The 22,813-nt window shown below is 70.8% G+C and carries 22 protein-coding genes and 1 tRNA gene; 13 read left to right on the top strand and 10 right to left on the bottom strand.

All coding sequences use genetic code 11. The annotated features are described in order from the left end of the window. Positions 1–79: 79 nt before the first annotated feature. Positions 80–1,195 carry an LCP family protein gene (locus ACZ60M_RS04920; RefSeq protein ID WP_465414782.1) on the top strand — a complete coding sequence of 372 codons (1,116 nt, stop codon included), beginning with the start codon at positions 80–82 and terminating at the stop codon, positions 1,193–1,195. 89 nt (positions 1,196–1,284) lie between these two features. After that, the gene (locus ACZ60M_RS04915; RefSeq protein ID WP_465414780.1) at positions 1,285–2,400 is read left to right on the top strand and encodes an LCP family protein; all 1,116 of its coding nucleotides are present in this window, start codon (positions 1,285–1,287) and stop codon (positions 2,398–2,400) included. 42 nt (positions 2,401–2,442) lie between these two features. On the opposite strand, the gene ACZ60M_RS04910 is transcribed toward ACZ60M_RS04915, so the two are convergent. The 3 genes from ACZ60M_RS04910 to ACZ60M_RS04900 all read right to left on the bottom strand — a co-directional run bounded on the left by ACZ60M_RS04910 (position 2,443) and on the right by ACZ60M_RS04900 (position 6,232). Continuing rightward, positions 2,443–3,291, bottom strand: a complete 849-nt coding sequence (locus ACZ60M_RS04910; RefSeq protein WP_465414778.1) for a siderophore-interacting protein — start codon at positions 3,289–3,291, stop codon at positions 2,443–2,445. 131 nt (positions 3,292–3,422) lie between these two features. Continuing rightward, entirely contained in the window at positions 3,423–5,390 is a 1,968-nt protein-coding gene (locus ACZ60M_RS04905; protein ID WP_465414776.1) for an FtsX-like permease family protein, read from the bottom strand. Further along, positions 5,387–6,232 carry an ABC transporter ATP-binding protein gene (locus ACZ60M_RS04900; RefSeq protein WP_465414774.1) on the bottom strand — a complete coding sequence of 282 codons (846 nt, stop codon included), beginning with the start codon at positions 6,230–6,232 and terminating at the stop codon, positions 5,387–5,389. Before ACZ60M_RS04900 ends, ACZ60M_RS04905 begins: the two co-directional genes overlap by 4 nt. A 223-nt stretch (positions 6,233–6,455) precedes the next feature. Here ACZ60M_RS04900 and ACZ60M_RS04895 point away from each other — a divergent pair, with 223 nt between their 5' ends. Then, positions 6,456–7,658 (top strand): sensor histidine kinase, encoded by a 1,203-nt coding sequence (locus ACZ60M_RS04895; protein WP_465414773.1) that lies wholly within the window; start codon positions 6,456–6,458, stop codon positions 7,656–7,658. Between the two features lie 41 nt (positions 7,659–7,699). On the opposite strand, the gene ACZ60M_RS04890 is transcribed toward ACZ60M_RS04895, so the two are convergent. Next, a tRNA-Tyr gene (locus ACZ60M_RS04890) sits at positions 7,700–7,784 on the bottom strand. A gap of 199 nt (positions 7,785–7,983) precedes the next feature. Between ACZ60M_RS04890 and ACZ60M_RS04885 the strand changes: the two genes are divergently transcribed. Both ACZ60M_RS04885 and ACZ60M_RS04880 read left to right on the top strand, forming a co-directional pair. Continuing rightward, positions 7,984–8,475 carry a YajQ family cyclic di-GMP-binding protein gene (locus tag ACZ60M_RS04885; protein WP_465414771.1) on the top strand — a complete coding sequence of 164 codons (492 nt, stop codon included), beginning with the start codon at positions 7,984–7,986 and terminating at the stop codon, positions 8,473–8,475. 4 nt (positions 8,476–8,479) lie between these two features. After that, positions 8,480–8,845, top strand: coding sequence for a ribosomal protein L7/L12 (locus ACZ60M_RS04880; RefSeq protein WP_465414769.1), 366 nt, complete (start codon positions 8,480–8,482; stop codon positions 8,843–8,845). Here ACZ60M_RS04880 and ACZ60M_RS04875 read toward each other — a convergent pair. From ACZ60M_RS04875 to ACZ60M_RS04865, 3 genes are all read right to left on the bottom strand, one after another. Further along, complete coding sequence (locus tag ACZ60M_RS04875; RefSeq protein WP_465414767.1) at positions 8,842–9,999, bottom strand: DUF418 domain-containing protein; 1,158 nt, start codon at positions 9,997–9,999, stop codon at positions 8,842–8,844. The two genes, ACZ60M_RS04880 and ACZ60M_RS04875, sit on opposite strands and share 4 nt — an antisense overlap. 116 nt (positions 10,000–10,115) lie before the next feature. Further along, positions 10,116–12,323 (bottom strand): SF1B family DNA helicase RecD2, encoded by a 2,208-nt coding sequence (gene recD2, locus ACZ60M_RS04870; protein WP_465414765.1) that lies wholly within the window; start codon positions 12,321–12,323, stop codon positions 10,116–10,118. 25 nt (positions 12,324–12,348) lie between these two features. Beyond that, a complete protein-coding gene (locus ACZ60M_RS04865) occupies positions 12,349–13,890 on the bottom strand; it encodes an alanine/glycine:cation symporter family protein (protein WP_465414763.1) in 1,542 nt (513 codons plus the stop codon). Positions 13,891–13,992: 102 nt separating this feature from the next. On the opposite strand from ACZ60M_RS04865, the gene ACZ60M_RS04860 reads away from it, so the two are divergent. Then, positions 13,993–14,685: an exonuclease domain-containing protein gene (locus ACZ60M_RS04860; protein WP_465414761.1), complete on the top strand. Its 693-nt coding sequence runs from the start codon at positions 13,993–13,995 to the stop codon at positions 14,683–14,685. Between the two features lie 51 nt (positions 14,686–14,736). Here the strand turns inward: ACZ60M_RS04860 and ACZ60M_RS04855 are convergent, their stop codons facing one another. After that, positions 14,737–15,453, bottom strand: coding sequence for a copper chaperone PCu(A)C (locus ACZ60M_RS04855; RefSeq protein ID WP_465414759.1), 717 nt, complete (start codon positions 15,451–15,453; stop codon positions 14,737–14,739). A 428-nt stretch (positions 15,454–15,881) separates the two neighbouring features. Between ACZ60M_RS04855 and ACZ60M_RS04850 the strand changes: the two genes are divergently transcribed. The 4 genes from ACZ60M_RS04850 (at position 15,882) to ACZ60M_RS04835 (ending at position 18,964) form a co-directional block, all read left to right on the top strand. After that, entirely contained in the window at positions 15,882–16,379 is a 498-nt protein-coding gene (locus tag ACZ60M_RS04850; RefSeq protein ID WP_205325932.1) for a CarD family transcriptional regulator, read from the top strand. 106 nt (positions 16,380–16,485) lie between these two features. Beyond that, positions 16,486–16,944, top strand: a complete 459-nt coding sequence (gene ispF, locus ACZ60M_RS04845; RefSeq protein ID WP_465414928.1) for a 2-C-methyl-D-erythritol 2,4-cyclodiphosphate synthase — start codon at positions 16,486–16,488, stop codon at positions 16,942–16,944. A 21-nt stretch (positions 16,945–16,965) separates the two neighbouring features. After that, entirely contained in the window at positions 16,966–17,814 is an 849-nt protein-coding gene (locus tag ACZ60M_RS04840; RefSeq protein WP_465414757.1) for a hypothetical protein, read from the top strand. Positions 17,815–17,869: 55 nt separating this feature from the next. After that, entirely contained in the window at positions 17,870–18,964 is a 1,095-nt protein-coding gene (locus tag ACZ60M_RS04835; protein ID WP_465414755.1) for a fumarylacetoacetate hydrolase family protein, read from the top strand. 70 nt (positions 18,965–19,034) lie between these two features. Here the strand turns inward: ACZ60M_RS04835 and ACZ60M_RS04830 are convergent, their stop codons facing one another. Both ACZ60M_RS04830 and ACZ60M_RS04825 read right to left on the bottom strand, forming a co-directional pair. Then, positions 19,035–19,502, bottom strand: coding sequence for a RidA family protein (locus tag ACZ60M_RS04830; RefSeq protein ID WP_465414753.1), 468 nt, complete (start codon positions 19,500–19,502; stop codon positions 19,035–19,037). Positions 19,503–19,504: 2 nt separating this feature from the next. Continuing rightward, positions 19,505–19,663 carry a hypothetical protein gene (locus ACZ60M_RS04825; protein WP_392960231.1) on the bottom strand — a complete coding sequence of 53 codons (159 nt, stop codon included), beginning with the start codon at positions 19,661–19,663 and terminating at the stop codon, positions 19,505–19,507. A gap of 124 nt (positions 19,664–19,787) precedes the next feature. Between ACZ60M_RS04825 and ACZ60M_RS04820 the strand changes: the two genes are divergently transcribed. Genes ACZ60M_RS04820 through ACZ60M_RS04810 form a run of 3 tightly spaced genes read left to right on the top strand, consistent with a single transcriptional unit; the run spans position 19,788 to position 22,439 of the window. Next, positions 19,788–20,348: a hypothetical protein gene (locus tag ACZ60M_RS04820; protein ID WP_465414751.1), complete on the top strand. Its 561-nt coding sequence runs from the start codon at positions 19,788–19,790 to the stop codon at positions 20,346–20,348. Positions 20,349–20,362: 14 nt separating this feature from the next. Next, positions 20,363–21,331 (top strand): ArsA-related P-loop ATPase, encoded by a 969-nt coding sequence (locus tag ACZ60M_RS04815; RefSeq protein WP_465414749.1) that lies wholly within the window; start codon positions 20,363–20,365, stop codon positions 21,329–21,331. Continuing rightward, the gene (locus ACZ60M_RS04810) at positions 21,324–22,439 is read left to right on the top strand and encodes an ArsA family ATPase (RefSeq protein ID WP_465414747.1); all 1,116 of its coding nucleotides are present in this window, start codon (positions 21,324–21,326) and stop codon (positions 22,437–22,439) included. The genes ACZ60M_RS04815 and ACZ60M_RS04810 overlap by 8 nt, the downstream gene beginning before the upstream one ends. Positions 22,440–22,813: the final 374 nt, after the last annotated feature.

Raw genomic sequence — 22,813 nt, 5'->3', positions numbered from 1 at the left:
GTCCAAGGAACAGGCAACCCCTCGCGTTTATCAAAGCGTTATGCATAGGGAATAATGCTGTCCTGACCATTGGAGTTGCATGGCTGGCAAGAGCGGCGCGCCCTGGTGGGCGCACATGATGCTGTACGCGGGCGGTCTGACCATGGTCGTCGCCGGGGGTGCGGCGGCGGTGGCGCAGATCGGCTACAACACCGCGAACGGCGCGGTGGAGAGCGAGGACATCCTCGGCGACCGGGCCGAGATGGACGTCGAGAACATCTCGGGCCCGTTGAACATCCTGGTGCTCGGGGTCGACAAGCAGGGCGGTTCGACCCGCTCGGACACGATGATCATGGTGCACGTCAACAAGGACCTGACCGACGTGTCGATGGTGTCGCTGCCTCGCGACCTGTACGTCGAGATCCCCGACTGCGGGCCGGGCTACAGCGGCAACACGTGCATGAACAAGCTCAACCACGCGGCGTCGATCAGCGACGACTGGGAGAACGAGACCCTCCCGAACGTGGTGGGCACGATCGACAACCTCACCGGCGTCGAGTTCCACATGGGCGCCACCGTCGACTTCAACGGGTTCATGGACCTCGTGGACCTCGTCGGCGAGATCGAGCTGTGCCCGTGGCAGGAGATCGAGTCGATCCACGGCGACCACCGGGTCTTCCCGGAGGGCTGCAACTACTACAACAAGGAGGAGTCGCTCGACCTCATCCGCCAGCGCTACGGCTGGACCGATTGGGAGAGCGGCCTCGGCGGCGACTACGGGCGCCAGGCCATGCAGCAGCAGGCGATCAAGTCGCTCATCAAGGAGCTCAAGGCCGACGGCTACCACAAGGACGTCGGGAAGCTCACCGAGCTGTTCGAGGGCCTGCAGGGCAAGCTGACGCTCGACCTGCCCGACGGCCTGACCGCCGTCGACCTGGCGATGAACCTGCGCGACCTCAACCCCGAGGACATCACGTCGATCCGGGTGCCCGCGACCTCGCAGGAGACCGAGGTGGGCTCCTCGGAGGTCATCATGGAGGGCGAGCAGCAGATCGCCGCCGACGCCCTGTGGTCGGCGCTGCAGAACGACACCATGGACCAGTGGATCGCGCAGTACCCGGAGTGGGTCAAGCAGACCGGCGCCTCGGCGACGGCGCCCGCGGGCGGGGAGGCCGAGGGGACCGGCGAGGAGACGTCCCCCGGGACGGGCGACTGAGAAGAGCTCGCGGCCTCGGTGCAACTGCGGGGCCCGGTCGAACGTGACTCCTAAGGCAATGCGTACCTGACTCCTGGAGTGCTGACCCCATGAAACACGTGGCCGGCAAGAGCGGCGCGCCCTGGTGGGCGCACCTGATGACCTACGCGGGCGCCCTGACCATGGTGGTCGCGGGCGGGACGGCGGGCGTGGCGCAGTTCGCGTCCTCGACCGCCGAGAACGCCGTGCCCACCGAGAACATCCTCGGCGACGCGCAGGCGGAGGTCGAGGAGATCAAGGGCCCGTTGAACATCCTCGTGCTCGGCGTCGACAAGCAGGGCGACTCGACCCGCTCGGACACGATGATCCTGGTGCACATCAACGAGGACCTGACCGAGACGACGATGGTGTCGCTCCCCCGCGACCTGTGGGTCGAGATCCCCGACTGCGGGCCCGGGTACAGCAACAACCCGTGCGAGAACAAGATCAACCACTCGGCGTCGATCAGCGGCGACTGGGAGGTGACGCGCCCGAACGTCGTGCAGACGATCTACGACCTGACGGGCGTCGAGTTCCACATGGGCGCCACCGTCGACTTCGAGGGGTTCCTGGGGCTGGTCGACATGGTCGGCGAGATCGAGCTGTGCCCGTGGCACGAGATCACCTCGATCCACGGCGACAAGCGGGTGTTCCCCGAGGGCTGCGCCATGTACGACAAGGACGAGTCGCTCGACCTCATCCGGCAGCGCTACGGCTGGTCGTGGGACTCGGACTGGCAGGAGGGGCGCGGCGGCGACTACGGGCGCCAGGCCATGCAGCAGCAGGCGATCAAGGCGCTCCTGAAGGCGTTCAAGGAGAAGGGCTACCTGACGGACCCGGGCAAGCTCACCGACATCCTCGAAGGGTTCGGGGACTCGCTGACGATCGACAAGCCCGAGGAGTGGACCATCACCGACCTCGCGGTGAACCTGCGCGACATCGACCCCGAGAGCATCACGAGCGTCCAGGTGCCGTCGTCGACCGACCAGACGACGCTCGGCGGCGAGGAGATCTCGATCGTCATGACCCATGAGGGCGCCGAGCAGATCGCGGCCGACGCCCTGTGGGAGGCGCTGCAGCAGGACACGCTCGACCAGTGGATGACCCAGTACCCGGAGTGGGTGAAGACCCCGGGGAAGACGCCCACGGAGACGGCTAGCGAGACCGAGAGCGCTTCTACCGACTAAGACGACAGGCAGAAGGGGCCGCGATCAGCGGCCCCTTTTCGCTTACGCGGCAGCGGCTCTGGCCTCGTCCTCGTCGTCGGTCTTGCGCCACTCCATCTTGCTGGACTGCCAGCCGTCCTCGTCGTGGCCGAGGCGCCAGTAGCCGGAGACCGACAGGCGCTCCTTCGGGACCTCGTGCTCGAAGCGGAGCAGGCGGCGCAGGTCGCGGACGAAACCGGCCTCGCCGTGGACGAAGGCGTGCAGCTCCCCGGCGGGGAAGTCGAAGGCGCGCACGGCCTCGACCAGGCGCTCGCCGACGCGGGCGCCGCCGCGGTGGAGCCAGACGACCTGGACGTCGGCGGCGGACTTGAACTGCTGCTCCTCTTCGGGCCCTTCGACTTCGAGGAAGACGTGGGCGCGGGCGCCGGGGTCGAGTCGTTCGACGGCGGCCGAGATCGCCGGGAGCGCGGACTCGTCGCCCGCGAGGAGGTGCCAGTCGGCGTCGCGGGCCGGGGCGTACGCGCCGCCGGGTCCGGCGAAGCGCACGACCTCGCCGGGCTGGACGCTCGCGGCCCAGGGGCCGGCGATGCCCTCGTCGCCGTGGTAGACGAAGTCGATCGAGAGCTCGCGGGCGGCCTTGTCCCACTTGCGGACCGTGTAGGTGCGGGTGACCGGCCACTGCTCGCGCGGGTACTCCTCGCGGATGCGGGCCAGGTCGAACGGCTCGGGGTAGACCACGCCCGCGGCGGGGAACTGGAGCTTCAGGTAGTGGTCGGTGTAGTCGCCGCAGTCGAAGTCGGCGAGGCCCTCGCCGCCGAGCACGACGCGGATCATGTGCGGGGTGACCCGCTCGGTACGCAGCACCTCGGCGGTGGTGACCCTGGGGGTCCGGCGTCCTCGGCCTTCAGCCATTGCGGCTCCTCCGATACGTGACAACTTAGGTTTCCCTAACTATCACACCTGGAAACTCGGCGCCGCCAGTGGGCTCGGCCACGGACCGGGGCCGCCACACCCCCAGCGCGGCGGCCCCGGAGCTTTCGCGGCTAATCCGGACGAGGGCTCACATCGTGCATGACCGAGCGCAGGAGCGGCCGCGACAGGGCCCCGGCCGCGATCACCGCGACCACCCCGGCGCCCACGGTGGCGGCGAGGATGAGCGCGCCGCTCGCGTCGAAGCCCATGCCGCCGATGACCGGCGAGGTCAGGACCATCCCGGCGAGGATCGACGCGCCGCCGATGATCCCCAGCGGCAGCAGGGTCTCCTGGCGGCGGGCCCGGTCGAGGACCCGCTGCTCGGTCCCGGCCAGGTGCAGGAGCCGGTAGGCGCGGCGGCGGTCGAGGACCGAGCCGATCGCGCTGATCGCCGCCGAGACCGCCGCGGTCGCGAACACCACCGCGAGGACCACGGTGACGCCGGTGCGCACGGACCCGACGAGCCGGTTCGACATGATGCTCGAATCGACCTCCCGCTCGGGCGGGTCGCCGGGCAGGGCGGCGGTCATCACGGTGCGCACGGCTTCCAGTGCCGCGCCGGTCGTGGTCGCCTCGATGACGGCGCTGTCGGCGTCCGCAGTGAGGTACCCGCTGGAGTCGACGACCGCGACCTCGGCGGTGCCGCCGAGCCGGTCGGCGAGGTCCGCCGCGAGCACGTCCGCCTCGGCGGCGGGGACCATGGCGGCCACCGACTCCGTGCCCTGCGCGCTCGTGTCCGTCTGCAGCATCGGGAACATCGCGACCGACCCGGCCACGAAACCCGCGATCGCGACCCCGGCGACCGCGCGCCACGCGGCCTTCGGGTCGTCGGCGAGCCGCCGGGCCGCCAGCAGCCGCTCCGGGCCCCGCGCGGTGCGGGCCAGGACGCGGCCGAGCTTCTGCACGATCCACGGCCCGACCAGGTTCACCGCAGCGAGCGTCGCCGCGAACAGGCCGATGAGGATTGCCACCGCCACCATGTCGCCGCCCACGAGGTTCGAGCCGACCATGAACGCCAGCGCCAGCACCGCGAACACGACCAGACGGATCGCCTTGAGGCCCTTGGTCTTCACGCGCCGCGCCACCCCGAGCGGGCTGATCACGACGCTGCGCAGGCCGAGGAGCGCGGAGGCGGCCACGAGGACCGGCACCGCGAGCGCCACGGCGAGCATCCACGGGGCCCCGGCCCACAGGTCGCTCACGTACCAGCGGCCGCCGTCGATCGGGATGAGCGCGGCCAGGGGCGTGACCGCCATCCACGCGAACGTGCCCGCGACCGCACCGGCGACGGCCGCGAGCGTCGTCTCAATCAAGGTGAGGCGCACGACCTGGCCCGGGGTCGCGCCCACTAGGCGGAGGGTGGCGAGCCGTTCGTCGCGGCGGGCCACAGTGAGGCGGGCGGCGGCCGCGCCGAACACGGCGGCGGGCACCGCCATGAGGATCGCGGCCAGGACCATCAAGATCATGTAAAAGCCGTAGACGGCGTCGGCGCTGCCGACCGCGAACGAGTCGATCTGCCTGGGGGACACGCCGTCCGCGCTGGTGCGCTCGGCGGTCATGGCCGGGTCGGCGGCGTCGCGGCCGACGACGGCGACGAGCTCGTTCGGGTGCGCGAGCGCTTCGGCGCCGAGTTCGCCCGCTATGTGCGCATCGCCGTAGCGGTCGAGGAAGTCGGCGGCCGGGACGCCTTCGAGGAGGTCGGCGGCGGCCGGGGAGAGCCAGACCTCGCCGGGTTCGGGGAACGCGTCCATGCCGGGCGGCACGGGCGCGTCGGCGCTCAGGGCCGCGAAGTCGACGCGGGTGATCGAGTCCCCGCCGAAATGGTCTGCGGCCGTAGCGATCACGGCCTCAGCGGTGCCGGTGGCCCCGGACGGGTCGCGCCAGTCGGTGCGGTCGGCCCGCTCGGCGAACGCGAAGTTCCCGGCGACCGCGAACTGGAGGAGCAGCGTCGCGACGGCGACGGCGAGCGCGGTCAGGCCGGTGCTCAGCAGGGCGCTGCGCCCGCCGAGCCGGGTGAGCCGCCAGGCCAGCTCGGTCATCGCCACACCTCGACCACGGATTCGGGACCGAAGTCCGGTCCGGCGGTGCGAGGAGCGAACGCGTCGCTGCCGCTGCCCACCGGGTTCGCGGCCGGGACCGTCCCGGCGGCGAACGCGACCGGTGCCGCTCCTCCTTGCGGCGCACCGTTCCCGGTCCGCGGGGCGCCCGAGAGGCGTCCGTCGCGGATCTCGATCGTCCTCGTACACCGCGACGCGATCCGCGGGTCGTGCGTGACCACCACCAGCGCCGCGTCCAACTCCCTCACGGTATCCAGCAGCACCCCCATCACCTGGTCGCCCGTGGCCCGGTCCAGCGCGCCGGTCGGCTCGTCCGCGAACACCACCGCCGGGCGCACCACGAGCGCCCGCGCCAGCGCCACCCGCTGCGCCTCGCCGCCCGACAGCTCGCCGGGACGCCGGTCCTCCTTGCCCTCCAAGCCGAGCCGCTTCAGCTCGGCGCGGGCCGGGACGAGCGCGGTCTTGCGCGGCGTGCCGCCGAGCATGAGCGGCAGGGCCACGTTCTCGTCCGCGGGAAGCTCCGGGAGGAGCTGCCCGAACTGGAACAGGAACGCGAACCTGGTGCGCCGCAAGTGGCTGCGCTGGCGCTCGGAGAGGGTGTCGATGCGCTCGTCGAACAGGCGCACCTCCCCCGAGTCGGGCCGCATGATCCCGGCCAGGCAGTGCAGGAGGGTCGACTTGCCGGAGCCGCTGGGCCCCGTCACGGCCACCGATTCGCCGGGGCCGACGTGGAAGTCCACATTGTCGAGAGCGAGACTGTCGAGGGCGGGTGCGGTGCCGAAGCGCTTGGTGAGGGCGCGGGCGGTGAGCATCGGGGGCCTCATCGGCGGGCCTTCCTCTCATGCGAGACGAAGGGGACGGCCGTGCCCGCGATGAGGAACGCGAGGGTGAGCACCAGGCTCACGACCATGCTGATCTCCAGGAATCCGTTCATGACACCAGGTTGGCCCGCAACAGGGGCCCTCCACTTCGGCTCGGCGGCCGGTTTCAGGCGGCGCGGGTCGGCCGTTCGGCCGAGGAGCCCGGAAAGGCGGTTACGGTCGTGGCATGACCTCCACGCCCGCGTCGCGTTCCATGCCCGGCCGGTTCAACCGGCTGGCGATGCTGCTGCTCAAGATCTTCATCATCGGCACGCTGATGCTGGCCCTCGCCTCCGAGATGCTGTCGAGCAGTACGGAAGAGCGGCCGCCGGTCATCTCGTGGGCTTCATGGGTGCAGATGGCGGTCTCGCTGTTCGTCATCGGCGTCTACATCTGGTACCGGCCCGGCCGCAAGCGGTGGATCGCGGCCGCCTCGATCGCATCGCTCGCGATGACCGGGTTCGACATGCTGTACGACCAGGGCGTGCGCGGGGTCGGCACCGCCGAGTTGCTGGCGCTGGGCCTGCTCATGCTGTTCTCGGTGCGGCACTGGGACGCGCCGCCCGGCCGGTGGGTCGCGTTCGCCAACGGCGCGGCGGTGATGCTCATCGGGTTCCGGCTGTTCGCGGGCGACCTCGCTACCGCCGCCATCGGCGGCACCGTCCTGATCTTCATGGCGATGATGACGATGATCGGCTTCGGCGCCTACCTGCGCAGCCTCGACAAGCTGCGGCGGGAGACGCAGGAGGAGGTGCGGCAGGCCGAGCGGCTCGAGCTCGCCCGCGAGATGCACGACTTCGTCGCGCACCACGTCACCGGCATGGTGGTGCTCGCGCAGGCCGCGCAGGTGACGGACACCGACCCGAAGCAGGCGTTCGCCGACATCGAGGAGGCCGGTCTCGCGGCCCTGACCTCCATGCGGCGCATGGTGAAGATGCTGCGCAACGACGACGGCGGCGCCGGCGTCAACCCGCTCGGGGACCTCGCGCAGATCGAGGACCTCGTGGAGCGGTTCAGCCGCGAGGGCACCGACGCGACGTGCTTCATCTCGCCCGAGCTCGCCGGGAGCGCGGTCGCGCCGGAGATCGCGGCGACGGCGCACCGGGTCGTGCGGGAGGCGCTGACGAACGTGCGCAAGCACGCGCGCGGGGCGACCCGCGTGCGCGTGGTCGTGGCAGCCGCGAGCGGCAACGGCCTCGAGGTGTCGGTCCGCGACGACGGCCGGGCGGCGCGCGGGAAGCTCGCCAGCTCGGGCGGCGGCATGGGCCTGCTGGGCCTGAACGAGCGCATCGAAGCGGTCGGAGGCCAGCTCAGGGCGCAGGCGAGGCCCGAGGGCGGGTGGGAGACGGCCGCGTGGCTGCCGCGCGAGTCGGCGCTCCCGGCCGAGTGAACGAGAAAGGCCCCGACCTGGTGGTTGGGGCCTTCCGCTACTGGTGGCAGGTGCAGGATTCGAACCTGCGAAGTCGATGACGGCTGATTTACAGTCAGCTCCCTTTGGCCACTTGGGTAACCTGCCGTGGCTTGTAGCGAGAGCAAGAATAACCTCCCGTCCGGGGGGACGCGCAAGCGGGTTATCCCCAGTTGAGACCGCGTTCACTGCGGCCGGGCCGCAATGCGCCCGCCCGGGCCGGTGCGGCCGGACTAAGCTTGGCGGTCGCGCCCCTCGCGCCGCCCCCGCACTGCGCCTTGAACCTGCACGGAAGGACCGGACTGCCATGGCTGACGCCTCGTTCGACATCGTCTCCGAGATCGACCTCGCCGAACTCGACAACGCGATCAACCAGACCCAGCGCGAGCTGGCGACCCGGTTCGACTTCCGGGGCACCGGCGCGAGCGTCGAGCGCTCCGGCGACGAGGCGGCGCTGATCACGGCCGAGACCGAGGACCGCGTGAAGGCGGCCCTCGAAGTGCTCAAGGAGAAGCTGATCAAGCGCGGGATCTCCCTGAAGGCCCTGGACGCGGGCGACCCGCGCGCGTCGGGCAAGGAGACGAAGATCGATGTGACCTTCAAGCAGGGCATCTCGACCGAGGACGCGAAGAAGATCGGCAAGATCATCCGCGACGAGGGCCCCAAGGGCGTCAAGCCGCAGGTCCAGGGCGACAAGCTGCGCGTCACGGGCAAGAAGCGCGACGACCTGCAGGAGGTCATCGCGCTCCTCAAGGGCAAGGACCTCGAAGTCGCGCTCCAGTTCACGAACTACCGTTAGTCGCGTGGAAGTCTCCTGGATCAACGTCCTGGTCCTCGCCCTGTTCGTCGTGGGCGGGGGCCTGGTCGCGCTGATGGTGACGATCACCCAGCGCGCCTACAAGGTCGACGAGCGCTCCGAGCACTGGGTCGTGTACCCGTCGGAACGGCCCGAGTCGCGGTGGGCCGTGGTGCTCGAAGAGCCGGGCAGTCGGCCGGTCCTGGTGATCAAGGAGATCCGCGCGCTCACGGGCCTGGGCCTGGCCCCGGCGCAGGCGATGGTCGACGGCATCCCCGCCACGGTGCTGACGGGCGTGGACCACGCGACGGCCACGAAAGCGCAGGCCGTGCTCGTGCGCGCGGGCGCACGAGCACGGATGGCCGAGGCTTAACGCTTCTCGGAGAGCCTGCGCAGCAGCGTCTCGAACGGGCCGCGTCGCCCGGCGCGGCGCATCCACTCGGCGAGGAGCAGGGTCGCCAGCCAGATCGCGAACGCGACGGCGAACGAGCCCGCCATGCTGACGTCCCCGGCGAGGTCGAGCGTGAACGGGTAGAACAGCACCAGGATCGCGGCGGACTGGAACAGGTAGAACGTCATCGAGCGCTGGCCGAGGGCCGCGATCGAGGTGGCCACGGGCCCCGGGCGGGTCATGCGTGAGGCGATGAGCCCGATGAGGGCGGCCGCACCGATGCCCCCGGCGTACCCGCCGGCGGAGTGCAGCACGGCCGAGAGCCACCACAGCGGCCCGGATTCGGCGTCCCAGTGGCCGGTCTGGATGAGCGCGTAGGGAAGCCGCACGAGGAGCGCGACGCTGAGCAGCCCGAAGGCGAGGCCGCGCAGCAGCGGGAGGTGGCGTCCCGGTTCGTCGAGGACGCGGCGGCGCGCGGCCCACAGGCCCAGCAGCATCCCGGGCACGACGCCGATCATCGAGAGCACGACTTTGAAGGCGGCGACGCCGAGGCCGAGGACCACGTGCTCGCCGTAATTCGCGGTGAACATCATCTCGGCGGCGAGGTCGCCGTCCGCGTAGCGGCGCAGCAGGTCCACTTCGGTCCAGGCGGTCATGGCGATCGCGAGCGCGATCGTCGCGGCGGCGGTCCACAGGATGGCCTTGTCGCTGCGGCGCACGATCCCGGCGAACAGCAGCAGGGTGAGGCCGTACGTGGAGATGAAGTCGATCGGGACGAGCAGCACCAAGTGCAGCAGGCCGATGACGAGGAGCCAGAAGCCCCTGCGGCGCATGAGTCTGCGTACGTCGGTCCAGTCGGCGCCCTGGGCGGCGCGGCGGTAGGCGAGCTGGCCGAGGCCGTAGCCGAACAGCACGATGAACATGATGCGGGCCTGGTTGTCGAGCAGGTACACGCCGGTGAACTCGGCGGTCGCGTTCACCGCTCCGGTACCCCAGTCGGTGATGAAGCCCCGGACGTGGGCGAGGCAGATCGCCAGCAGCATGAGCCCGCGGGCGAGGTCGGGGGCGAGCGACCGCGTTCTGGAGGCGGTGAAATCAGGCGGGGCGAGGAGGCCCGCGGCGGCGGGGTGGGACATGGGTGCTCCTTGGTCCGAGGCGGAGGACGTTCGTGGCGTGCGATCGCCATGAGCATAATATACATATACGTATAGTCGGCGTCAAGCGCCGCCGCGAGCGGCCGGTCCGCCGCGTTCTAGGAGTTCAGGCGGTGGGTGAGTCCCGTGTGGCGTTTGCCGGTGCCCTTGGTGCGCACGGCGACGGCGAGGGCCTGCTTGGAGCCGACGAGCACGACGAGGCGCTTGGCGCGGGTGATCGCGGTGTAGATCAGGTTGCGCTGCAGCATGGTCCACGCGCTCGTGGTCACGGGGATGACGACGGCGGGGTACTCCGAGCCCTGCGAGCGGTGCACGGTGATCGCGTAGGCGTGCACGAGCTCGTCGAGTTCGGCGAACTCGTACTCGACGTCCTCGTCCTCGTCGGTGCGCACGGTCATGGTCTGGGCGACCGCGTCGATGCCCTGCACGAGCCCCACGGTGCCGTTGAAGACCCCCGCTTTGCCTTTCGTGTAGTTGTTGCGGATCTGGATCACCTTGTCGCCCAAGCGGAAGACGCGGCCGCCGTGGCGGCGCTCGGGCAGGCCGTCCCTCGCGGGCACGAGCGCTTCCTGCAGGCGCGCGTTGAGGTTCCCGGCGCCGGGGCCGCCGCGGTGCATAGGGGCGAGGACCTGCACGTCCCGCACGGGGTGGATGCCGAAGCGCTTGGGGATGCGGTGGGCGACGATCTCGACGATGCGGTCGGCGACCTGCTCGTTGTCGTCGCACGCGAACCAGAAGAAGTCGGGGAAGCCGTCGAGCTCGGGCATCTGGCCGTGGTTCACCTTGTGGGCGTTCGCGACCACGCCCGACTCGGCGGCCTGCCGGAAGATCTGCGTCAGCCGCACGCGCGGTATCGCGGGGGCGGCGAGGAGGTCGCGGAGGACTTCGCCCGCGCCGACGCTCGGGAGCTGGTCGACGTCGCCGACGAGCAGCAGGTGCGCGCCGGGCGGCACGGCCTTCACGAGCTTGTTCGCGAGGATCGTGTCGAGCATGGAGGACTCGTCGACGACGAGGAGGTCCACGTCCAAGGGGTGCTCGCGGTCGTAGGCGGCGTCGCCGCCGGGCCGCAGCTCCAGCATCCGGTGGAGGGTGCGGGCCTCGAAGCCGGTGAGCTCGGCGAGGCGCTTCGCGGCCCGGCCCGTGGGGGCCGCGAGCATGACCTTGGCGCCCTTGGCTTTCGCGAGGGCCACGATCGAGGAGACGGTGAAGCTCTTGCCGCACCCGGGACCGCCCGTGAGGACCGCGACTTTCTCGGTGAGCGCGAGCTTGACGGCCTCGGCCTGCTCGGGCGCGAGCTCGGCCGCGGTGCGGCGGCCCAGCCACGCGAAGGCCCGGTCCCAGTCGACGTCTTTGAACGCCGGGAGCCGGTCCTCGCCGGTGCGCAGGAGGCCCGTGAGTCCGGCGGCGAGGCCGCGTTCGGCGTGGAAGAACGGCACGAGGTACCGGGCGGGCACGGTGGAGTCCTTCGCGGGCACCTCGTCGGCGATCACGTGCTCGCCTGCGGCCGCGAGTTCGTCGAGGGCCTTGGCGACCGGGCCCGGTTCGAGGCCGAGGAGTTCGACGGTGTCGGCGACGAGGTTCGGGGCGGGCAGGAAGCAGTGCCCGGCGTCGGACGCCTGCGACAGCGTGTACTGCAGGGCCGCTTTGATCCGCTCGGGGGCGTCGTGGGGGATGCCGACGGCGCGGGCGATCGAGTCGGCCGTGCGGAACCCGATGCCCCACACCTCGTTCGCGAGGCGGTACGGCTCGTTCTTGACCACCCCGATCGCGGCGTCCCCGTACTGCTTGTAGACGCGCACCGCGAGCGACGTGGAGACCTCCACGGACTGGAGGAAGACCATGACCTCCTTGATGGCCCGCTGCTCCTCCCAGGCCGCGGCGATCGCCTTGGTGCGCTTGGGACCGAGGCCGGGGACCTCGACGAGGCGGGCGGCGTCCGCGTCGATCACGTTCAGCGTCTCGGTGCCGAAATGGGCGACGATCCTCCCGGCGGTCTTCGGCCCGACCCCTTTGATGAGGCCCGAACCCAGGTACCGCTCGATCCCCTGGACGGTGGCGGGCAGGACCGTGCGGTAGGACCAGACCTCGAACTGGCGGCCGTACTTCGGGTGGCTCGACCAGCGGCCCGTCAGCGACAGCGACTCGCCGACCTGCGCGCCCAGGAGCGGGCCGACGATCGTGACGAGGTCGCCGCCGCCGCGCGCGGGGCTGGCGCGGGCGATCGTGTAGCCGGTCTCCTCGTTCGCGTAGGTGACGCGCTCCAGGACCGCAGAGAGTTCTGTGCCGCCGGTTCGGGGTTCCGCCATGGCACCACGGTAGAGGAAGGGTGTGTCACTCCCTGTCCGGTTCGGCGGCGAGCACGAGCTCGTGACGGGGCTCGGGCGGGTTGTCGCCGACGCCCGAGGCGGGCAGGAGCCGCCAGTCCGGGCGGGCGAAGAACGCCTGCGTCTCGCGGTAGACCAGCGGTGTCAGCATCATCAGGCCGATGAGGTTCGGCAGGGCCATGAGCCCGTTCGCGATGTCCGAGAGCCCCCACAGGAGGCTCAGGCTCGTGACCGCGCCGAGGTAGGAGACGCACACGTAGACGAGCCGGTACGGCAGGATCAGCGCCCGGCCCGTGTACCGCTCCAGGCATTTCTCGCCGTAGTACGACCAGCCGATGATCGTGGAGAACGCGAACGTGGCGAGGCCGACCGCGACGATGAACCCGCCGATCGCGCCGCCCGCGGTGCCGGGGCCGCCCAATCCTTCCTCGAACGCGAGGCGGGTGAGCGCCGAGGAGGTGACGAGGTCGCCGTTCGCGTCCACGGCGCCCAGCACGCCGGTGACGACGATGACCAGGCCCGTCATGGTGACCACGATGATCGTGTCGATGAACGTCTGCGTCATCGACACCATCGCCTGGCGCACCGGCTGGTCGGTCTTCGCGGCGGCGGCCGCGAAACCGCCGGTGCCCAGGCCCGACTCGTTCGAGAAGATCCCGCGCGCGAACCCGATCTGGATAGTCAGCATGATCGCCGACCCGGTGAACCCGCCGACGGCCGCGCCGCCGGTGAACGCCTGCTCGAAGACCTGGACGAGGGCCGCGCCGAGCGCGTCCCAGTTCAGGGCGAGGACCAGCAGCGCCCCGACGACGTAGAACACGATCATGAACGGCACCAACGCGGCCGAGACCAGCCCGATCCACTTGATGCCGCCGAGGATCGTCACGCCGGTGAGCACGAAGATGACGAGCCCGGTGAGCTGCGGGGTCCACCAGGAGCCGTCGGGCAGCTGCGCGTCGATCGCGCTCGTGACGTTCCCGGACTGGACCGCGTTGCCGATGCCGAAGGACGCGACCACGCCGAACAGCGCGAACGAGAACGCCAGGACCTTCCCGATAGGGCCGGGGATGCCGTCCGAGAGGTACCGCTGCGGGCCGCCGGACTGCTCGCCGTTCCGGTTCACGGCACGGAACTTGACGCCCAGCAGCGCCTCGGCGTACTTGGTGGCCATGCCGAGGAAACCGGTGACCCACATCCAGAACAGCGCGCCGGGGCCGCCGATCGCGATGGCCGCGCCCACGCCGCCGATGTTGCCGACGCCGACGGTGGCCGCGAGCGCCACCGACAGCGCCTGGTAGTGGCTCAGGTCCCCTTCGGAGCCCGAGTTCTCCTTGCGTTTCCACAGCGCGAGCCACAGGGCGTAGCCGAGGCGGCGGAACTGGACGCCCTTGAGCTGGATCGTAAAGATCAGGCCCACGCCGAACAGCGTGAAGACCAGCAGCGGGCCCCACACCACCGCGCCGATGGCGGCGACGGCCGCGCCGTACTCCGCGTTGAGGCCGTCCGACCAGGACTGGACCGCGCCGGTCACCGGTTCGAGGAAGTCCATGGGCTCCACCTTCTCCGAGAGTGATTTGCGCGGAAAGTCGTGATCCTCCCGAGCCCGCAGAGCATATAAGGGAATGTCGGACCCTCCCGGTACGGTGTGGCCATGAGCGAACGATGGTTTGAGGGCCCCCTCCTGGGCTTCGACACCGAGACCACCGGCGTCGCGGTCGACCGCGACCGGATCGTCCAGGCCGCTTTGGTCGACGGCGCGCAACCGGGCACCGAGACGCCCCGCACCTGGCTGATCGACCCCGGCGTGCCCATCCCGCCCGGCGCGACCCGCGTCCACGGGATCACCGACGAGATGGTGCAGGCCGAGGGCCTCGCACCGGTCGAAGCACTGGCGGAAGTCGCGGCGGCGCTGCGCGGCGCCGTCGACGCCGGGGTCCCGGTCGTCGCGTTCCGGGCCGGGTTCGACTGCACGCTCCTGTCGTGGGAGCTGGAGCGGCACGGCATCGAGCAGCCCGACTGGACCCGCATGGCGGTCATCGACCCGTCGGTGCTCGACAAGCGCGTGGACCGGTACCGCAAGGGCAAGCGGACCCTGGGCGTGACGGCCGCGCAGTACGGTGTGGCGCACTCGGACGCGCACTCGGCGGCGGGCGACGCGATCGCCACGGTGGCGCTGGCGCGCGCGATCGGCGCCATGTACCCGGAGGTCGGCGAGCTCGCACCGCTGGATCTCCATGCGGCGCAGGTCCTGTGGCACGCCGAGGACGCCGCGAGCCTGGAGGCGTACTTCCGCCGCAAGGGCCGCGAAGAGGCAGTGGAGCGCCGCTGGCCGCTCTGCCGTTGACGCGAACGAGGCCCCGATCCGGGTGGATCGGGGCCTCGGAAGTTCGCGTTCTTAGTGGCCTTCGGCTTCGCCTTCGGGCTCGTAGTACTCGCGCTCGTCGGGCTCGAGGGCCTGGCCGACCGGGAGGCTGGCCGGGACCTTGCTGCCGTCCGAGAAGTGGAAGACCACGTCGATGGTGTCGCCGGAGACGAGCGCCTCCTGCAGGTCCTCGATGAGGAAGTAGACGCCGGACTCGGCGCCCTGGTCGAGGCGCACGTACCCGGCCGGGGCGATGGCCACGGGCTCGTAGGCCTCTTCACCGGCGAGCTCGTCGACAGCGGGCGCCTCGGTGGCGGTCCCGCTGGGCTCCTCGGTGGACTCGGCGGTCGCGTCACCGGTCTCGTCGCCGGAGGGCGTCTCGGCGGCGGACTCGCGGGCCGCTTCCATGGCCTCGGCGGCCTGGGCGGCGGGGTCGACGAACGTCACCGTGCCGGCGGTGGTCTCGATCGAGGTGAGGCTGATCTCCGCCTTGCCCTCGTTGCCGATCCACAGCCGCAGGGCCGCGTCGTCGCCGGGCTCGTAGCCCTCAGCGGAGGCGAACTCGACCTGGAGGTCGCGCAGCGCGATGTCGCCGTGGTCGATGTTGACCCCCGCGATCGCGCTCTCCTTGACCTCGGTCTGCGAGCCGAGGCTGGCACCGCACGCGGACAGCACGGTCGCAGCGGCCCCCGCGATCGCGATAGCGGCCGCGCGGCGGACCGTGACCACCGTGCTGATTCCCCTGACCACTGCTGGTCCTCCCTGAGTTCCGACAGGCATGCTGACGACAGCGTAGACGACGAGCCCTCGTCGTTTCCCTTGGCCGGGAGGGAGGCGAGCCCTGGATCTCACCCCGCCGTACCGGATGGTGGTTTTCCTTGCGGCGCAACAAGATCAAGCCGATTCTGGGCCATCGAAGCAGGTAGCCGCGGCTATGTCCCGGGCGTCGCCGGCGAGGCGGGCACCACTGAGGAGCAGCAAGAGGGCCGGATCGGCGGGGCCGGACACGAAAGAGGGACGCAGGCCTCATTTGTCTCCTCTGCTCGCCGCCCGAGAGCCCAAGGTGCCGTAGAGTAATCAGTCACATACCAATTGACCAGGGAATTCGCGGCGATCCGCTGTCGGGGAAACCCCCGATCCCGTGTTAAGCTGGACACAGCGAAAGGGGTTTCGATCCTATGGGTTTTAGTGTCGGCGAGACCGTTGTCTACCCCCACCACGGGGCCGCACTCGTTGAAGCTGTAGAGACTCGCACCATCGGCGGTATCGAACAGGAATACCTCGTGCTGCGCGTCGAACAGGGTGACCTCACGGTCAAGGTTCCAGCAAAGAACGTCGAGCTCGTCGGCGTCCGGGAAGTCGTCGGCGCCGAAGGCCTCGAAGAGGTCTTCGAGGTGCTGCGCGCGCCCCACACCGAGGAGCCCACCAACTGGTCGCGGCGGTACAAGGCCAATGTCGAGAAGCTCGCTTCCGGTTCCCCGCTGAAAATAGCAGAGGTCGTGCGCGACCTGTGGCGGCGCGACCGCGAGCGCGGACTCTCCGCCGGGGAGAAGCGCATGCTCTCCAAGGCCCGCGAGATCCTCACCGGCGAGATCGCCCTCGCCGAGGACTGCGTGAAGGACGAGGCCGACAACATCCTCGACAAGGTCCTGCTCTCGGAGGCCCCGGTCAAGTAGCCGGTCCCCCGTCCAGAACCGCAACAGCGTGACCATCAACGAGCGTGCGCTCCCCGAGCACACCGCGGGCTCCCGCGAACGCGTGAGTCCCCATACGCCCTTCGTCATCGGGCACGGCACCGACGTGCACCGCTTCGACGAGGGCCAGCCGTGCCGCCTCGCCTGCCTCTCCTGGCCCGGCGAGGCGGGCCTGGCCGGGCACTCCGACGGCGACGCGGCCGCGCACGCGGCCTGCGACGCCCTGCTCTCCGCCGCCGGGCTCGGCGACCTCGGCTCCAACTTCGGCACGTCCCGCCCCGAGTGGGCCGGAGCCTCCGGTGCCGCGCTCCTCGAGGAGACCGCCCGCCGCGTCCGCGACGCCGGATGGGCGATCGGGAACGTATCGGTGCAGGTCATCGGCAACCGCCCCAAGATCGGCCCGCGCCGGGCCGAGGCCGAGGCCGCCATGGGCGAGGCCGTCGGCGCGCCCGTGCGCCTCTCGGCGACCACCACCGACGGCCTGGGCTTCACCGGACGAGGCGAGGGTCTCGCCGCGACCGCGGTAGCGTTGCTGTACACGCTCTGACCGCCGTTCGGAAGTTATCCCATGGACGCAGACCCCACCCGCCGCACTGTCGCGGAGTACCTCCAGCGCGCCGAGATGCTCTACGACCTCGGGCAGGTCGTCGACGCCCGCGCCGAGACCGACGCCGCGCTGCGCATCGACCCCCTCGACCCGGACGCGAACGCGATGGCCGCCGCGTGCGCCCTCGCCGACCACGACCCGGACGAGGCGCTGACGTACGCAGGCGCGGCGCTCGCGCACAAACCCGCGCATTCGCGGGCGATGATCACCCGCGGGTACGCCCTCGCCGACACCGGCAGGCGCGACGAGGCCCTCCAGGCGGCCGCGAGCATGCTCGACCTCGACCGGGCCTCGTGGCTGCACCACGTGCACTACGCGCTCATCACCCGCCGCGCCGGCGCGGGCCAGCCCGCGCTCGACGCCGCGTGGAACGCCGTGAACCTCGCCCCCGAGCAGCCGCGCACGCACCTGGCACTCGCGGCGATCGCCGAGAGCCTCGAAATGGACGACCTCGCGAAGCGCTCGCGTCAGGCCGCCGCCGACCTCGAACCCGAGACGGCACCCGACATGAGCGGCCTGCGGGACTTCGACCCGGCCGCCGGGCTGCCGCCCGAAGCGCGCCGGACGCGGCGCCGCTGGGTCGACGCCGACGCGGCCGACCCCGCGTGGCGGGGCAAGATCTACGGCCCCGGGCTGTTCCGGGGCGCGCTCGGGCGGTCAGTGCTGCTCGGCATCGCCGTGATCTTCGCGCTCCCGGCGCTGCTCGGCACCGAGATCGCGACCGGCCCGCGGGTGTTCTTCGCGGTCGTCGCCGCCGCCGCATGGGTGGGATGGTTCACAGTTCTGCGCAGGCACCGCAACCCCGAGTGACCTTTCCAGCGCGGCGCTCGTTACTCCTTCACCACGATCTTTGGAGGACGAGCTAGTGACGACCTGCTGGGTTCCCGGGGCCGACGAGAGCCCCTACAACATCCACAACCTGCCGTACGGGGTCTTCTCGACCGCCGAGGAGACGCTGCCGCGTATCGGCGTGCGCATCGGGGACCAGATCCTCGACATGCACAAGGCGGTCCTCTCCGGCGACTGCCAGACCTGCGCCGCGTGCACCGCCCTGCGCGACCCCGCCCTCAACCGGCTCCTGTCGCTGGGCAAGGAGGCGTGGAAGCAGATCCGCGTCCAGGCCCAGGAGGCGCTGACCGAGTCGAGCATCCAGGACATCGCGAGCAACTGGCTCACGCCGCTCAGCGACGCAATCATGCACGCCCCGCTGCTGGTGACCGACTACGTCGACTTCACGATGCGCACGCCGGACGCCGCCCGCGTCTTCCCGCGCGCCTCGAACGGCCGGGCCTCGACCATCGTCCCGTCCGGGATGGACCTCGTGCGCCCATCCGGGCACCGCCGCGGCGACGACGGCCAGCCCGCGTTCGGCCCGACCCGGGCCCTCGACATCGAAGCCGAGGTCGGCTTCCTCATCGGCGGCGAATCGGAGCTCGGGCGGCCGGTGTCCCCGGACGCGTTCGAGGACCACGTGTTCGGCGCGGTCCTGCTCAACGACTGGACCGCCCGCGACTTCGCCGAGCTCGAGACCGACGGGCTCGGCCCGCTCGCGTCCAAGTCGTTCGCGACCTCGATGAGCGCCTGGGTCACCCCGATCGAAGCGCTGGGCGCCGCCCGCACCGCCGCGCCCGAGCCGACCGCCGACATGGCGTCGTACCTCAAGGAATCCGACCGGTACGGGTTCGACCTGCGCCTGGACATCGAGGTGAACGGCGTCGCCGTCGCCGGAGCCGACTTCGCGGAGTCCTACTGGACCCCCGCGCAGCAGCTCGCGCAGCTCACCTCGAACGGCGCGCTCCTGCGCTCGGGCCTCCTGTACGGCTCGGGTGAAGCGGTCACCGGCCAGTTCAACCTGGAGAACGGCGACACGGTGAAGGTCACCGCGACCGCCCCCGGCCCGCGCGGCACCACCATCGCCCTCGGCGAGGTCGAGGCCCGCGTCCTGCCGTCGATCACCTAGCAACGCGAACCGGCCGGTACCGCTGCTCGCGGTACCGGCCGGTTAAAGCAAAAGGTCAGACCAGGACGGTCTACGCGCCCGGGGCAAGCTGGGCGATCAGCTCGACCTCGACCGGAGCGCCCAGCGGCAGCTCGGCCACGCCGACCGCGCTGCGGGCGTGCGTCCCCGCGTCACCGAAGACTTCCCCCAGCAGTTCGGAAGCGCCGTTGAGCACCTTCGGCTGGCCGGTGAACCCGGGCGCCGAGGCCACGAAACCGACGACCTTGACGATCTTGACGACCTGGTCGAGCGGCGCGATCGAAGCGACCGCCGCCAGCGCGTTCAGGGCGCAGATCCGGGCCAGGTCGTAGCCCTGCTCGGGGTCGATCTCGGCGCCGACCTTCCCGGCGGCGACGAGCGAGCCGTCGACCATCGGCAGCTGACCCGAGGTGTACACGTAGTCCCCCGAGCGGACGGCCGGCTGGTAGGCGGCCAGCGGCGGCACCACCGTCGGCAGCGAGAGTCCCAGGCGCGCCAGCGCCTTGTCCACATCGGTCACCGCTACTGCTCCTTCTTGCGCTTGAAGTACGCCACGAGCTGCTCCGAGTTCTGCCCGGGCAGGACCTGCACCAGTTCCCAACCCTCGTCGCCGAAGTTGTCGAGGATCATCTTGGTGTTGTGGATCAGCAGCGGCGCGGTGAGGTACTCCCATTTCTCCATGCGCCCACAGTACGGCGTCTTGATCCGGCGGCGTCGCACCGCTACGCTCAGAGTGCGTCGCCTCCCCCGAAGTCCTTACGGTGCCCCGCCCTCGGGCCGCACCAGTCGAACCAGGGAGTTCCCCGTGTCGTCAGACACCAGTGCGCCGTCCTCCACTGCGCCGTCTTCAGAAAACGCGCCCCATGACGAAACCGTCGATGACTGCCCGGCCGCAGCGCCCCGCGCCGGGCACGGCCGCCACGAACCGCCGCGCGACAAATCGAACCGCCTGTGGACGTGGATCATCGCCGCGGCCGCCGTCGCGTTCTGTATCGCGCTCGTCCTCGGCGCGATGCGCCTGTTCGTCGACGTCGGCGACGTCACCGACACCCCCGAGCGCACGGTGGACGCGTTCCTCGAAGCGCTCCTGGACGACCGCGACGCCGAAGCGGCCGCGACATGGCTGTGCGCGGACAAGGCCGACCGCGACCTGAGCGAAGCCGTCGCGGCCCTGTCGTTCATCGACGGGCCCGGCGAATTCAAGTGGGGCGCGGTCGAGGAGACCGGCCGCTCGGTCGGAGCGGCCACGGTCACCGCCGACATCAGCGTCAGCGGCGACGACTCGGCGCCCACCACGTGGGCGTTCGCGCTCGTCGCCGAGGAAGGCGAGCCGCAATGGCTCATCTGCGGGATCACCGCGGAATGACTAGACTCCGATGAATGACTGCCACAGCGCTCCCGGTGCCGCGACTGCACATCGTCACCGGGAAGGGCGGCACGGGGAAGACCTCGGTCGCGGCGGCGCTGGCGCTGGCCCTGGCCGGGACCGGCAGGCGGGTCCTGCTGGTGGAGGTCGAAGGGCGCCAGGGGATCGCGCCGCTGTTCGACGCGCCGTCCCTCGGTTACGAGGAGCGGCACCTGGCGGCGGGCCTGGACGGCGGGGAGGTCTTCGGGCAGTCCGTGGACGCCGACGAGGCGCTGCTGGACTACCTGACGCTGTTCTACCGGCTCGGGTCGGCCGGGAAGGTGCTGCAGAAGTTCGGCGCGATCGACTTCGCCACGACGATCGCGCCCGGGCTGCGGGACATCCTGCTCACCGGGAAGCTCAAAGAAGCGGTCTCGCGCGCCGAGTCGGGCCGGATGGCGTACGACGCGGTCGTGCTGGACGCGCCGCCGACGGGCCGGGTCGTCAAGTTCCTCAACGTGACCGTGGAGTCCGGGCGGCTGGCGAAGACCGGGCCGATCGGGAAGCACTCCCGGTCGGTGGCGCGGATGCTGCACTCGTCGCAGACCTCGGTGCACCTGGTGACGACCCCGGCGGCGATGCCGGTGCAGGAGACCCTGGATGCGTACAAGGAGCTCATGGCCGCGGACCTGCCTGTCGGGCACGTGGTCTTGAACAAGGTCGCGGGGGCGAAGGCCGTCGAGGTCGGCGAGGACGAGGTCAGGTCGGGCCTGGAGCGGTCGGGGCTGAGCCCCGACGACGCCCTGGTCGCCGGTCTGATGGAGGAGTACCGCGGGGCGCGGGCCGAGATCGAGGCGGTGGACGCGTACCGGGACCGGCTCGAGCAGCTCGGCAGGCCCGTCGAGGAACTGCCGCTGATCCCCGAAGGGGTCGACCTTTCGGGGCTGTACCAGCTGGCCCGCGTGCTGCGGCCGGGCATGTCAGGAGAGCGCCGCCATGGCTGAACTCGATGTCGACGCGCTCTTGGGCGACGGGGGCAAGCACGTGATCGCCTGCTGCGGTTCGGGAGGCGTCGGGAAGACGACGACGGCCGCGGCGCTGGCGCTGCGCGCGGCGGAGGTGCACGGGCGGCGGACGGTGGTGCTGACGATCGACCCGGCGCGGCGGCTCGCGCAGTCGCTGGGGATGGACGCGCTCGACAACGTCCCGAAGGCGGTCGGGGCGGTTCGCGGCGGTTCGCTGGACGCGATGATGCTCGACATGAAGCGCACGTTCGACGAGGTCGTGGCCTCGCATACGACGCCGGAGCGGGCGGCGGAGATCTTCGCGAACCCGTTCTACCAGGCGGTGTCCTCGACGTTCTCCGGTACGCAGGAGTACATGGCGATGGAGAAGCTCGGGCAGCTGCGCGCCACCGGGAAGTGGGATCTGATCGTGCTCGATACGCCGCCGTCGCGGTCGGCGCTGGATTTCCTGGACGCCCCGGCGCGGCTCGCGCGGCTCTTGGACGGGCGGGTGATCCGGCTGCTGTCGGCGTCGACGCCGGGTGCGCGGCGGTCGATGCTGTCGCTCATGGGCGCGAGCGCGGCGGTGTTCACGCGTGTGTTCAACAAGGTCCTCGGCGGGCACCTGCTGACGGATGTCGCGGAGTTCACGGCGAGCTTGGAGGACACGTTCGGCGGTTTCCGCAAGCGGGCGGAGGCGACGTTCCAAGCGCTGCAGGACGATCAGACGTCGTTCCTGGTGGTCGCGGCGCCGGAACCGGCGGCGGTGGGCGAGGCCGTGTACTTCACGCGGCGGCTCACGGAGGAGCGGATGCCGCTGGACGGGATGATCCTGAACCGGCTCACGCCGGTCGCTGCGGATCTGACGGCCGAGCGGGCGCTGGGTGCGGCGGCGGCGCTGGAGGAGTCGGACGCGGACGACCCGGTGGCGGCGGTGCTGCGCACGCACGCGGACCTGGCGCGGCGGCGGGCCGCCGAGGAGCGGGTCGCGGCCCGGTACGCGGCGGCGTGCCCGGAGGTGCCGCAGCGGTGGCTGCCCGCGCTGGGCGTGGAGGTCGTGGACTTGGCGGATCTGCGGAAGTTCGGCGAGGTAGCGGCGGGCGCCTGATGCTCGTGTTCTGGTGCGGGCGCTCCGGCGCCTTTGCCGGAGCGCCCGCGTTCTCACCTCGCGAGGTGTCCTGACAGGAGCCGAGCGCGGGTGCACCCGCGCTCGATCTTCGGGGGCGGCCCCCGGGGTATCCCACTTTCGCCGCCAGTCCTGCCAGGACCGGTTCGCCACTCCGCACTTCCTCCGCCACCGGCGAAGCAGCTGTTTTTGATATCTACAATCACATGTCCGGTACAGGTTGCCAAGAACTATTTTTCCGCCTGTGGATAACTTTGTGAGTATTTGTTATTTTGCCTGTTCTCGTGGGTTGAAGTTATCCACAGGCCGAGGTGGGCGCATGAAAAACGCGCCCGGACGGGGATGCCGTCCAGGCG

The sequence above is a fragment of the Glycomyces sp. NPDC050141 genome, from assembly GCF_055586545.1.
This window is presented reverse-complemented; position numbering and strand designations above follow the sequence as displayed.

Excerpts from the sequence above, each read along its gene's own strand:
- ACZ60M_RS04920 (WP_465414782.1), top strand. The coding sequence starts at position 80 with ATGGCTGGCAAGAGCGGCGCGCCCTGGTGGGCGCACATGATGCTGTAC.
- ACZ60M_RS04915 (WP_465414780.1), top strand. The coding sequence starts at position 1,285 with ATGAAACACGTGGCCGGCAAGAGCGGCGCGCCCTGGTGGGCGCACCTG.
- ACZ60M_RS04910 (WP_465414778.1), bottom strand. The coding sequence starts at position 3,291 with ATGGCTGAAGGCCGAGGACGCCGGACCCCCAGGGTCACCACCGCCGAG.
- ACZ60M_RS04905 (WP_465414776.1), bottom strand. The coding sequence starts at position 5,390 with ATGACCGAGCTGGCCTGGCGGCTCACCCGGCTCGGCGGGCGCAGCGCC.
- ACZ60M_RS04900 (WP_465414774.1), bottom strand. The coding sequence starts at position 6,232 with ATGAGGCCCCCGATGCTCACCGCCCGCGCCCTCACCAAGCGCTTCGGC.
- ACZ60M_RS04895 (WP_465414773.1), top strand. The coding sequence starts at position 6,456 with ATGACCTCCACGCCCGCGTCGCGTTCCATGCCCGGCCGGTTCAACCGG.
- ACZ60M_RS04885 (WP_465414771.1), top strand. The coding sequence starts at position 7,984 with ATGGCTGACGCCTCGTTCGACATCGTCTCCGAGATCGACCTCGCCGAA.
- ACZ60M_RS04875 (WP_465414767.1), bottom strand. The coding sequence starts at position 9,999 with ATGTCCCACCCCGCCGCCGCGGGCCTCCTCGCCCCGCCTGATTTCACC.
- recD2 (WP_465414765.1), bottom strand. The coding sequence starts at position 12,323 with ATGGCGGAACCCCGAACCGGCGGCACAGAACTCTCTGCGGTCCTGGAG.
- ACZ60M_RS04865 (WP_465414763.1), bottom strand. The coding sequence starts at position 13,890 with ATGGACTTCCTCGAACCGGTGACCGGCGCGGTCCAGTCCTGGTCGGAC.
- ACZ60M_RS04860 (WP_465414761.1), top strand. The coding sequence starts at position 13,993 with ATGAGCGAACGATGGTTTGAGGGCCCCCTCCTGGGCTTCGACACCGAG.
- ACZ60M_RS04850 (WP_205325932.1), top strand. The coding sequence starts at position 15,882 with ATGGGTTTTAGTGTCGGCGAGACCGTTGTCTACCCCCACCACGGGGCC.
- ACZ60M_RS04840 (WP_465414757.1), top strand. The coding sequence starts at position 16,966 with ATGGACGCAGACCCCACCCGCCGCACTGTCGCGGAGTACCTCCAGCGC.
- ACZ60M_RS04825 (WP_392960231.1), bottom strand. The coding sequence starts at position 19,663 with ATGGAGAAATGGGAGTACCTCACCGCGCCGCTGCTGATCCACAACACC.
- ACZ60M_RS04815 (WP_465414749.1), top strand. The coding sequence starts at position 20,363 with ATGACTGCCACAGCGCTCCCGGTGCCGCGACTGCACATCGTCACCGGG.
- ACZ60M_RS04810 (WP_465414747.1), top strand. The coding sequence starts at position 21,324 with ATGGCTGAACTCGATGTCGACGCGCTCTTGGGCGACGGGGGCAAGCAC.